This is a genomic window from Paraburkholderia sp. SSBN10T, assembly GCF_056619545.1.
Genome location: NZ_JBWQQI010000003.1, coordinates 417,758 through 429,880 on the forward strand (window position 1 = coordinate 417,758; position 12,123 = coordinate 429,880).

Annotated in this window: 9 protein-coding genes; 4 read left to right on the forward strand and 5 right to left on the reverse strand. The window is 59.3% G+C overall.

From position 1 onward, the window contains the following. The first annotated feature begins 194 nt into the window (after positions 1–194). Complete coding sequence (locus AC1ECK_RS06745) at positions 195–1,532, forward strand: aminotransferase-like domain-containing protein (RefSeq protein ID WP_480317182.1); 1,338 nt, start codon at positions 195–197, stop codon at positions 1,530–1,532. Between the two features lie 79 nt (positions 1,533–1,611). Here AC1ECK_RS06745 and AC1ECK_RS06750 read toward each other — a convergent pair whose 3' ends face one another. From AC1ECK_RS06750 to AC1ECK_RS06760, 3 genes are all read right to left on the reverse strand, one after another. Next, positions 1,612–2,571: a cucumopine synthase-related protein gene (locus AC1ECK_RS06750; RefSeq protein ID WP_480317184.1), complete on the reverse strand. Its 960-nt coding sequence runs from the start codon at positions 2,569–2,571 to the stop codon at positions 1,612–1,614. Positions 2,572–2,681: 110 nt separating this feature from the next. Next, entirely contained in the window at positions 2,682–3,470 is a 789-nt protein-coding gene (locus tag AC1ECK_RS06755) for an amino acid ABC transporter permease (RefSeq protein WP_480317186.1), read from the reverse strand. A gap of 304 nt (positions 3,471–3,774) precedes the next feature. Then, a complete protein-coding gene (locus tag AC1ECK_RS06760; RefSeq protein ID WP_480317188.1) occupies positions 3,775–6,102 on the reverse strand; it encodes a molybdopterin-dependent oxidoreductase in 2,328 nt (775 codons plus the stop codon). Between the two features lie 397 nt (positions 6,103–6,499). Between AC1ECK_RS06760 and AC1ECK_RS06765 the strand changes: the two genes are divergently transcribed. Continuing rightward, a complete protein-coding gene (locus AC1ECK_RS06765) occupies positions 6,500–7,021 on the forward strand; it encodes a metal-dependent hydrolase (RefSeq protein ID WP_480317190.1) in 522 nt (173 codons plus the stop codon). A 231-nt stretch (positions 7,022–7,252) separates the two neighbouring features. Here AC1ECK_RS06765 and AC1ECK_RS06770 read toward each other — a convergent pair whose 3' ends face one another. Continuing rightward, a complete protein-coding gene (locus tag AC1ECK_RS06770) occupies positions 7,253–8,449 on the reverse strand; it encodes an aminotransferase-like domain-containing protein (protein WP_480317352.1) in 1,197 nt (398 codons plus the stop codon). Between the two features lie 387 nt (positions 8,450–8,836). Next, complete coding sequence (locus AC1ECK_RS06775) at positions 8,837–9,463, reverse strand: response regulator (protein ID WP_480317193.1); 627 nt, start codon at positions 9,461–9,463, stop codon at positions 8,837–8,839. Positions 9,464–9,660: 197 nt separating this feature from the next. On the opposite strand from AC1ECK_RS06775, the gene AC1ECK_RS06780 reads away from it, so the two are divergent. Further along, on the forward strand, positions 9,661–11,415 hold the full coding sequence (locus AC1ECK_RS06780) for a sensor histidine kinase (RefSeq protein ID WP_480317195.1): 1,755 nt from the start codon (positions 9,661–9,663) through the stop codon (positions 11,413–11,415). A gap of 226 nt (positions 11,416–11,641) precedes the next feature. Next, positions 11,642–12,097 (forward strand): hypothetical protein, encoded by a 456-nt coding sequence (locus AC1ECK_RS06785; protein WP_480317197.1) that lies wholly within the window; start codon positions 11,642–11,644, stop codon positions 12,095–12,097. Positions 12,098–12,123: the final 26 nt, after the last annotated feature.

Below are 12,123 nucleotides of genomic sequence, written 5' to 3' on the forward strand. Positions count from 1 at the left end.
GGCAACGTGGCGACGCCGGCTAACAAAGCGGAGCAGAAAGACCTGCCGAGACTTCACGATGAAGCGGCGCGCTGACTCTGCGGCCCGCACCTGCCGCCTGTTCGGCCGCGCATGATTTGACCAAGGTCGTAGCTAGTCAATGGTCGGTAAAGCTTGTACAATCCAAATTTTGTTATTGAACATAAGAGAGCGGGATGGACGTCAAGATGCTGGTCGAGCACGTCAGTGCTAGAACGATGCGTGGCATTGCGCTGGAAGTGGCGCAACTGATTCGCGACGGCAAGCTCCCGGTCGGTACGCAGCTTCCGCCCGTTCGCGATCTCGCGGAAGCGTTTGGCGTGAGTCCGGCTACGGTCTCCGGCGCCTGGAAGCATCTTCGCGCGGTGCGGATGGTGAGCGGAAACGGCCGCACCGGTACGTGGGTGCGCGGCGACCAGTCGTCCCTCAGGCCCGCGCGCTACGAAGACTTCGCGAACTACGGAGAAAACATTCAGGCCGATCTGCGCTTCGCCTCGCCGGATCCCGATCTCCTTCCCGATCTTCGTCGCGCGCTGGCGACGGCGCACCGCGCGCACAATCTGCACAGCTATATCCGCGAGCACATCTCGCATGAGCTGAAGGCCGTCGTCGAGGCGGACTGGCCGTATGCCAACTGCTCCTTCACGGCGGTCAATGGCGGCTATGACGGGCTGCATGCGGCACTGCAGATGATCGTCGTGCCGGGGGCAACGGTTGCGATCGAAGACCCCACGGTCTTGCGCGTATTCGACATCCTGGAGAAACTCGGGGCGCGGGCAATCGGTGTGGACTGCGACGAAAATGGTCCGCTTCCCGAATCGCTTACGGCCGCCATGGAACAGCGCCCGGTGGCTTTCGTGTATCAACCCGGATCGCACTCGCTGACCGGCAGACGCGTCAGCACGAGCCGCATGAACCAGTTGCGCAAGGTGCTCGCCGGCAATAGCACGATGATCGTCGAAATGGATGGTCTCGCCGGGCTTGCCAGTCATCAACCGTTGTCTCTCGGATCCGCATTTCCCGATCGTACCGTCCATATCCGGACCTTCTCCAAGTCGCTCGGCACCGACTTCCGGTTGGCCGTGATTTCGAGCTCCGAGAAATTCGCCGATCAGGTCCAGGCTTATCGCAACTTTCGCGAAGGCTGGACCAGCCGGATTCTCCAATGCGCGGCGGCTACCCTGTTGACAGACCCGGACGCTCTGCAGCAGATCGACGCCGCACGCGTGACATACGGCAAACGACGCGGGATTCTCGCGAATGCGCTTGCGGACCGCGGTGTCACGGTGTCCGGTCAAGACACGCTATGCATCTGGCTTCCCGTCGCCGATCAACAATACGCGCTCGTAACGCTCGCGGCGCGCGGGATCGCCGTCCAGCCCGGCTCACGCTTTCAAGTCACGCCGCGCCCTCACATTCGCGTGGCGACGAGTTTCAGAATGGATCAGGTGGAGGCGATTGCCGACGCGCTTGCGCAGGCCGCCGGCACATTCGACGGTCCCGCACCGCACTGATGTTTCCAGACTCCGGATCATGCTTCGGATTCCAGATCAATCTCGTCAAGATTCGTTACACGATTGAAGCGTGCGACGGTCAAACGATATCCGGGCGCCAGCGGCCGGGTCTTTCCTGGCCGTCCTTGCTGCGGTTGTAGAACATGCCGAGATACCACGGGAACATCTGATACGACCATGCGCACAGGCGGTTTCCGTACTGAAGGAACGCGCGCAGTACTTGCTGGATCTCTTCCTTCGTTTCGGCCTTGGCGACGTATTCGCGCACTTCGCCCGCCAGCGCTTCGAGCTTCTTGAATCCCACCACCGACAGATAGCTCGAATACGGCACGTCGAGTTCGTTCAGAACCTGGTGCAGTTCCTTCGGTTCAAGCTTGCCAGCCAGCGTCAGGATCGGATAGACCGTATACATGATGTAGTCGCGCAGCATGCCGTTCGCGAAATCCCATGCGCTGAAGTATTGGCCATAGGTACCCGCGTCCTCGACTTCACCAAGACGCAACGCGCGGATTTCTTCCGGTTCGGTGAGTTGGATGCGCTCTGCTTCGGCATAAAGCTTTTCTGCGAGCGGCGAGAGGTTCTTCGGCTTCGCGGGAACGCCCGGATGCCCCTGACCCTCATGTGCCGACACTTCCAGGAAAATGACATCCTTCTCGTAGAACAGGTTGTTCCACACCGCCTTGCCCACGCCCGGCAACAGATGACAGTACTCGGGCAGCACCTGGCCCAATACCGGCTGCGCAAGCGGCTCCGTGCCCTTGCCGTACTGCACCGACATCTTGTTGCCGGTCGATTGCGAATAGCGCAGACGGCCAATCGGGCAGTCCGTGATCATTTCGCGATGATGCACCGGCGCGCTGCTGACCACCGGTGTCCACGCATACATGGACGCACCGGAAACGACCGGGTGCGCCTGCGTTACCTTGAACGGCAACTGCTGCCAGAACTCTTCGCACAGTTCCGGGTTGCGCTCGTCATTGAGTTCGGCCACGACCTTCACGTTCAACTGCGGCCAGGCAATATCGATCAAACGTCCCATCAAAACACCTCTTTAAAAAAGACCACCGGATAAAGCTTTGCGCCGTCGCGACAGGCAGTCGGGCGCTTCGTAGTTGCTCGGTATGCGTGCTGCCGTTTTCAGGCGCATGGTCAGCCGTAAACCCGCGGTCGCGACGACTTCGTCGCCTTCAAGGTGCGCCGCTTGTTGTTGGCCCAACCGCGCGACAGCCAGGCTTCCAGACCGTGCTGGATGAAGGTCCACACGCCAGTCAACATCAGGTAGTAAACCGAAACACCCAGGTAGACCTCGAACGTCATGAACGTCGCAGCCTGCATCTGCTCCGCCACACGGAACATTTCCGATACGCCGATCACACTCAGCAACGCCGTTGTCTTGAGCATGTTGTTGAACTGGTTGCCGAGCGCGGGCACGATGAGCGGCACTGCCTGCGGAAGCACGATGCGCCGCATCGCAATGGCAGGCGTCATGCCGAGCGCGAGCGCCGCTTCCGTCTGGCCCGGGCTGATCGAACTGACACTGGCGCGCGTGATTTCGCTCATATACGCCGCCTCGTGCAGACCAAAAGCGATGATGCCCGCCAGTAGCGCGCCGCTGAAATGGAGCGGCCCAATCGACATGACCGACGGAAACAGGTCGAAGCCCACCAGATACGGCAAGCCGAAGTAGATCAGCACTAGTTGAACCAGCACCGGCGTGCCGCGAAAGAACCAGATATAGGCCTGATTGAAGGCGCGCAAAACAATCGCGCGATGCATGCCCGCCAGTCCCAACAACACGCCGATGACCGTACCCAGCGACTGCGCGACGGCCGCCGCCAACACGGTGCTGACCAACCCCTGCAACAGCGCAGGCTGCGGATCGAAGACGAAGCGCAGAAAGAACGGCATGTCGAAAACGAAATGGGGAACGTGCTGCATGGCCAGCCTCCAGACATTCAAACAGATACACGTGATGCACTCAGTCAGCCGAGAGACCATCGTTCGCGTTCAGGCGCAGCGCTACGAAAAACCTCGTTCGATGTTGAAGAAGCTTATGTATTCAATAACATTTGTACAATAGTTATTTTGTTATTGAACATAAAATGATGCCAAAACGATCGGCGAAGGCATGGGGCCGCCATTGGGGAACGCGCGCGATGCAGCGCCAGATATCGAGCAATGGTATTGCACGGGATCCGGCAGTTATTCGTATAACGAACTAATCAGCTCGAACGAAATGTCATCACGCGAGACGCACGATCTCCGGCGGCGCGTTGGCCGTCACGACAGGTAACGCACCATCGAAGCGTTCAACCTGCACGAGGCAGCTTTGTGCCGCCGGCCCTTGCGTGAGCCGCGATGTGCCGAGGTCATGGGTCAGGACATTGGGATTGCCGTGACTGTCCATGCTGTGCGGAGCGGCACGATCCACGGGGCTGTACCATGCACCGGTCGCCAGTTGTACGACGCCCCGCCGCAGCGCGGCCGAAAGCACCGCACCGGCAAGGCAGGCTCCCCGATCGTTGAACACTCGCACGATATCCCCTTCGCGTACGCCGCGCTCGGCGGCGTCGTCGGGATGGAGACGAATCGGCTCGCGGCCGCGTATCTTGCTCTTGCGGCTCTCGCCAACGCTGTCCAGTTGGCCGTGCAAACGGGTTGCGGGCTGGTTCGAAAGCAGATGTAACGGGAAACGGCTCGCCAACGGCGCACCGAGCCACTCGCGAGGCGGCTGCCAAACCGCATGACCAGGCGCCTCGGCGTAACCGAAGCCCGCGACCGTTTCGCTGAAGAGTTCGATCCGTCCCGACGGCGTAGCCAGCGGAAAGCGCGATGGATATTCGCGGAACGCCGCGAAGCTCACAAATGGCTTTGCCGATTCGGCATAGACATAGTAGCCGCGCGCCCAGAACGTATCGAAGTCAGGCATCTCGATGCCGACGCCATGCGCACTCAAGGCCGTCTCGGCATACATGCGCCGCAACCAACCCATTTCGTCCAGCCCTTCGGTGAAGGCATCGAGTATGCCAAGCCTGCTCGCCAGGTCGCGGAAGATGACGTGGTCGCTGCGCGCACCGGGCAGCGGATCGACGGCCTGCTTCATCGCGATGAGATAGTTGCTGCTAGACGAGCCGCCCAGATCGTTGCGCTCCAGCGTGGTGGTGGCGGGCAACACCACATCCGCGAATCGTGCAGTCGCAGTCCAGAACTGCTCGTTGACGACGAACGCGTGCGGTCGGCGCAGCGCCTGCACCAGCCGATTGATGTCCTGATGATGATGAAACGGATTGCCGCCGGACCAGTAGACGAGACGCGTCTGCGGAAACCGGATCGTGCGGCCGTTGAACTGCAGGTTCTCGCCGGGACGCAGCAACAGATCGGCCACACGCGAGGCAGGAACCTCCAGCCCCGTGGGATTCGTCCCCATCGGCAACGCGGGCGCCTTGATCTTGTCGATCGTGGCGCCCACCGTGCCGGCGTCCGATCCGTACCCGAGCCCAACGCCGCCGCCGGGCAGCCCGATCTGCCCCAGCAGCGCACCGAGCGTGATGGCCGCCCAGTAGGTCTGCTCGCCATAGTCGGCGCGCTGGAGCGACCACGTCAGATTCACGAAGCTGCGCTCGGCATGAAGCGCGCGAGCCAGCTCACGGATCGTGCACGCATCGACGCCTGTCACCGTCGCGGCCCACTCCGCGTCGAACGCACGGCCGCCGGAACCTCTACGCAGATAGTCGGCCACCTTTTCGAAACCCACCGTGCAGCGCGCGAGAAACGACACGTCATAACGCGACTCGACGAGCAGCGTATGCGCCATGGCAAGCAACAAAGCCGTATCGGTGCCCGGAACGATAGGCACCCATTGCGCCTCGACATCGTCCGGAACGTCGTCGCGAATCGGGCTCACGTTGACGACGCGAATCCCGCGCCGCTTCATTTGCGCAAGCCAGTCCGCCAGCGGATGGTTACCGCTGCCGCCGGAGAGCACTTGCCCGTTCTTCAACGGCAAGCCGCCGAAGCTCACGAACACGCGAGTGTGTTCGAGAATCGACTGCCAGCTCGTGCTCGGGCCGAAGATCATGGAGATATCGCCGACCAGATGTGGCAGCACGACCTGCGCGGCGGCGAAGCTATAGCCGTAGCGCTGATTGGTGAAGCCACCGAAGCAATTCAAAAACCGTTTGAGCTGCGTCTGCGCATGATGAAACCGCCCCGCGCTCGACCAGCCCTGCGAACCCGCAAAGATCGAGGTATTGCCAAAGCGCGTTTTCGCATCGCGCAATTCGCTTGCGACCAGATCGAGCGCCTCGTCCCAGGAAACTTCCACATAACCATCGATACCGCGTCTTTCCGGGTGCGCACCCGCGCCGGACTCCAGCCAGCTTCGCCGCACGCAGGGCCGCCTGATGCGGTTCGGGTGATCGAACGCCTCCTTGAAACCCTGAATGATCGGAGACGGATCGCGGTCGTGCTCGAATGGCGCCACTTCGACGATCGCGCCGCGCTCTGCGCGGACACGCAGCGCACCCCAGTGAGAGCTGGTCAGTACGAACGGATCGGTTGGCTCGGGCATCTCGATGTCCAGAAAGCACGTTCTCTCGCACGAACGTGCTGAAGGCGTTTCACGCGGATTGAGTGCCGAGCTTATGTGTAGATATTTAAATAAACAATAGTTATTTTGTTATTGATCAAAATCGCTCAGATCACACGGCCGTCGCGTGGAGCGCGTACGTATACAGCGTCAGGCAGCACGGTCGGACGCAAGCCGCTCGACGATAGGCGCGGCGTAGGTGGCGGTTTTCTGTCTGACTGTTTTATCCGAGTGTTGAGCGTCGCTCGTCGCTCGACCACTGAGCGTCTCCCACGCCGCGCCTGTTTCGACACGCGCGGCGCTGTCTTTTTACGCGGGCATCTGCGAATATACCCAGCCTTTTGTATCCTGGCGGCGCGTCTCGCGCCGTGCACTTCCGATGGCCTCGAACAAAGCACATCACGCTACCGGCTTCGCAGCCGGTGTCATCGCCGCAGCGATCGTCGCGCGCAGCAGTACGAGCGGTCCTTTTCATCTGTGGGTACTGTTGAGTTTCATCGCCGCGGTAGCAGGCGGTACCGCGCCGGACTGGATGGAAGTGGCGTGGTGGTCACGCAAGCGGCGCCTGTGGATCACGCATCGAACGCTCACGCATTGGGGCATTGGCTGGATCGTGCTGCTGGTGGTGTCGTATCGGTGGCTTGGGCATCAACATCAGCCGCTCGCTGCGCTCGCGTTTGGGTTCGCTTGCGGTGGGCTGATGCACTTACTCGCGGACTGGCCCAATCCGCTCGGCGTACCGTGGATTGCCGGGCGTCATTCGCTTAACTGGTGGAATAGCGGCCACTGCGATCTGCTCGTGGTGGGGGCTTCGTGGATAGCCGCGTGGGTTGTGGCCGGCCATGTTTGGCTGCATGGCGTGCATGGGTTTGCGTTGCTGCGGCAACTGCGGGTGGGATAGGCGGGTTATCAACAGATATTGTTCGCAAGCCTGTGGATATCCTGCGGACTGGTAACCCAAGTGTTTGATCACATTGGGTTTGAATACCATGCTCGCGATACGGCAATTGGCAAGCAGGCGCGGTCGGGTTATCAACAGATAATGTTGGCAAGGCTGTGGATATCCTGAGCACGTCTTACGCAAGTGCTTGAGCGCATTGAACTTCGTACCTTTGCACGCCGGGCAGTGCACTCAAGGAATGCGCAGCGCCCGCTTGAGCCGCAATACACCTTCTTCGATATCGCTCACGCCCGGCGCTGCGAACGACAACCGCAACGACGCCAGGTCGACGTTGTCCTGATAGAACGCGACACCGGGCACGAACATCACGTTCTGCTCAATACACGCCTGCAGATACGCCGACGCATCCTGTCCGCCGCTGAGCCGGCCCCACACGAACATCCCGCCATCCGGACGGTGCACCGTAATCGCATCCTTTAGATGTACTTCAAGCGCATCGCACAGCGTCCTGCATTTCAGCGCATACGCCGCGATGATCTGCGGCAGATGCTGTTCGAGCGCGCCGCTCGCGAGATACTCCGCCGCGATGGCTTGCGTCCACGGCGAGCTGCACAGATCGACGGTCTGCTTCGCGACCACACAACGCTGCAGAATCTCGGCATGCGCCACGGTCCAGCCCACCCGCAAACCGGGTGCCACGATCTTCGACAGGCTCGATAAATGCACCACCCAGTCGCGCGAGCCCGGTACCTGAGCGCTTAACGCAAGCAGCGACGGCAACGCCTCGCCGGCAAAACGCAGATCGCCATACGGATCGTCCTCGACCACCAGAAGCCGATGGCGCGCCGCCAGCTTCAGCAAGGCAATACGCCGTTCATACGAGAGCGTTGCGCCGGTCGGGTTCGCAAAGGTGGGCACGGTGTACAGCAGCTTCGGCGCCCGCTTGAGCGTACCGTCTTCGAGCAAAGCCGCCAGCGCGCTGACATCGAGTCCATCCTGATCGACCGGCACCGTCACCACCTCGGCCTGCTGCAGCCTGAGCGCCTGCAGCGTCGCCGGATAAGCCGGCTGTTCGACCAGCACGACATCCCCGGCGCCCACCAGCACGCGTAGCAGCAAATCGAAGCCTTGCTGCGAGCCGGTCGTCACCAGCAATTCCTGCGGCGTACATGGCGTGCCACGGCGCGTCATGAGCTTCGCGAGTTCCTCTTTCAGGACCGCCAGGCCGTCGGTCGGACCGTATTGCAGACAGAGCGTGGTTTGCCGCGACGCACGTGCAGCCGCCGCGTCGAGTCCCGTGCGGTCGAACAGATCGCTCGCCGGATAGCCGCCCGCAAACGAAATCATGCCGGGCTGACCGAGGTACTTGAACAGCTCGCGGATCGGCGAGCCAGTCGGTGCTTCGAACGCAGGCGTGAAGGTGTACATGGTGTCGTGGCGGTTGTGCGCCGGCATGGGGTGGCTGGGGATGGCAAATAAACGAGGTTTGCCTCGAGCACGGATTAAAGGATGGCTTTAAGCGCGTGTCGCGCTTAAAGGTCCGAAGATCGAGCTGGCCTCGATTGTGGTCGGCAACGCCGCGCCCGACAAACGATATCTAATCACCAGGTTTTGAGTTTTTGGAATCACCCGGTTTAAATGAAGGGTATCCGTAACAGTTCAAATTCGCCGATTCCGGCTGCTCGACGACCGCAGCACTGCTGTAGCTCGTGACTCGCCGAGCCCGCAATCCAAGCTTTGCGCGTCACCGCAAGCAGAGCTTGCTAGGCGTGAACGGCCCGACTGGATCCGCTCCAGTTTTTTCTCCCACGAGCCTCACGAGACCGACTGCCCTAAACCATCGCGTATCGCATACGCCGTTACTTCGGCGACGTTATGCAACGACAGCTTCGACATCAGATTTTGTCGGTGCTTGCGTACCGTCAGTACGCTTAGATTCAGTTTTTCGGCGATATCCTGGCTCGAGTAACCGTTCGCAATTAGCGAGAGGATTTCTTTCTCCCGCGCAGTGATTGATGGCAACGCACTGTCGTCTGCGACTTCCAGCATATGGACAAACGTCTTGCTCACATAGCGGATACCCGACAGGACCATGCCGATGGCATGAAGCAGCTCATTGCCGTCTTCGAGTTTGAGCATGTAGCCGTCGGCACCTGCGGCCAGGGCGGAGCGGATTGCGGTGGCATTCTGGTTGCCCGTTACCACCAGGATTCTGGTTTCCGGAGATTGCGTCTTGACCCGACGCATCAACTCGATACCTTGGCAACCGGGCAACCCCAGATCCAGCACTAACAGGTCTGCCTGCGTATCGTGCACGATCTGGCCGACCGTCTGCCCGTCTCCTGTTTCCCCCACGACCGACCAGTGAGGCTGAGTCATCAGCAGCAGCTTCATACCATCGCGGGTCAGCGCATGGTCTTCAGCCAGCACGATTTTCTTCATTTTCTTTTATTTCCCCGAGTCGCCTGAAGGAGCCGATTCCTTTGTCAGAACGCAAGATGATTCCGGATACTGACGGATCATACGGCAGAGCTGATTGAAATAAAACCCGGACGGCTACGAGAAAAGCCGGCCTCGGATTTCGATAACGCCTGGCAGCCTTGCGCAACGCAAGAGACTGCCCTCAAAGCGACAAAAAAATGACACGCAAAAAACTTAGCGCCAATGTCCGATTGGAATTGGTCAATACACTGTATCGCCAGTCGCCGCCCATCCTCTTCGGCAACATAGCCGTGGTCAGCCTGACAACTTTCTTGCTGTGGCACGAGGTTTCGAGGCGCGATCTGTTGGGCTGGGCTGCTTGCATTTACCTGCTGACCACCATCCGCATCGCGATGGTGTGGCGAGATCGCCAGATCGCCGAGCATCCGGCCGGGACTGCGACCCGTCGGGTCCGTCGATATCTTCTGTTGTCCTGTTTATCCGGCTGTTTGTGGGGTGCCATGGGCGTACTGTTTTTCTCGCCGGGCAACGCGATCGTGACAGTCCTGACCTGCATCGTATTAGCCGGCATGACGGGCGGTTCGGTGGCTTCGCTTTCCTCCTGGTGGCCGACCTATTTCGCCTTTGCATTGCCGACCGTGTTGCCGTTTGCGACGCGTTCCTTTGTTTATGGAGGGGCGTTGTTCTCGGTACTGGGATTTCTGTCGCTGTTCCTGCTGGGCGTCAATCTGGCCTTTAGCCGGACCTTGCAGCATACCGTGCGGGATGCCGTCGCGTTGCGCTTCGAGAATATCGAACTGATCAAGCAACTAACCGAGGAGAAAGAGCGTGCCGAGCATGCTAATCGCAGCAAATCTCAATTCCTGGCCGCCGCCAGTCACGATTTGCGCCAGCCTACCCATGCGTTGGGTCTCTATATCGCGACTTTGCGTGCCGTTGTGCAAGCACCGAATGTTGAGCGTGCGGCCCTTAATGACCTTGCCGAACGGCTTCAAACCGCGCTGAAAGGTATGTCGCAATTGCTGAATGTATTACTCGACATTTCACGACTGGATGCAGGCGCAATCGATGTACAGGTGCACCGCTTCTCGATTCAGCAGGAACTGGATACCCTGAGAGATCAGTTCTCCCAGGTTGCCGCGGCCAAGGGGCTGGCGCTGAATATTCGACCGACACCGATCTGGGTGGAAACCGATGCCGTCCTGCTGCACAACATCCTGTCCAACCTGTTGTCGAACGCAGTGCGTTATACCGAGCACGGCAGGATTCTGGTTGCTTGCCGTCGTCGCAAGGAGCAGGTGGAAATCCAGATATTCGACACGGGTATCGGTATCGCGGCTGATCAATTGACAATCATTTTCCGGGAGTATTACCAGGTCGGCAACGCAGCTCGCGATAGGGAGCAAGGGCTGGGTCTCGGCCTGGCGATCGTGCAGCGTACCGCCGCGCTGCTCGGCATCGATATCCAGGTGCAATCGGTCCTGGGGCGCGGCTCGCTCTTTTCTGTCCGCTTACCGATAACGCAAAAGGTTCCGGCTGACACTGCGATCGCCGGACATCCCGGCGTGCTGGTTTCCGGCTATAGGTGCAAGACCATTCTTGTGGTCGACGACGATCGCGACGTACTGGCCGGCATGCAGACCCTGCTGAGCGCGTGGGGCCACGTCGTGATCGCGGCTCAATCGTTTGAACAGGCGATCTCAATGGCAAGGGAGCATTGCGCCGAACTGGAAATGATCGTGACCGACTTCAGGCTGGCCAGGCATGTAAGCGGGGTCGACGTCATCCGGGCTGTGCTGCAAGCCATTGGGCGAACGATACCCGCCGTCATCATCACCGGTGATACCTCGCCCAGCGGTATCCAGGCCGCCGCGTCGAGCGGCTTTCGCGTCATGCACAAGCCGCTTGATCCACAGCAAATGCAAACGCTGATCGAGATGCAATCTGACTGAGGCAGTTTCCTCCGAGCTTTCCATCCCTCTCCACGGCTCCCCCTATCACCTCGAACGGTGAGTCGTCAGGTGCACTGTTGCGCACGATAAATACTACATATGCGGTATTTACCTCGACAATGCAACTACGATAATTTTCCAATCGGCATCAATTAAAAGATTGATGCTCTTTTTTCAATTGGTTGACTCACATTCGCGCAGAAATGCATTCTGCATAGGAGGCGTCATGGAGCGTTTTGTTAACGCGGGCACGAGATTTTTCCATTCAACGACATATAAATCGGCTATTTCCATTCTGAGCGAAGGCCTTAAATCAAGCGTCGATAACCAATGGAGCGGAGGTGAATTCGGCCCAGGTTTCTACACGGCGACAACCCGGGATGGCGCTGCGTTATATCAAAATCCGCCTCAAGTCGTAATCGAGTTCAGTGCCAAAGAAAAACTGAATGGCATTGCCATGCAGCCAACGCCAAACTGGAATCAGAAAGATCCTGTATTGAAAAAGTATTGCGCAGAATACGATTTCATTACCGGCACTGATCCTGCTCCGCTCGAATATAAATTTAACCACCGGAGCTACGGCAAGCTGAAGATTGAAGCGGTACATATCTGGCACGACAACTCATGGACCAGTTATACGCCTCAAAAAGGACTTGAACATATTCGCCACCTCACGGAATGAATTTATTTCTCAGGAAGTAGATGACC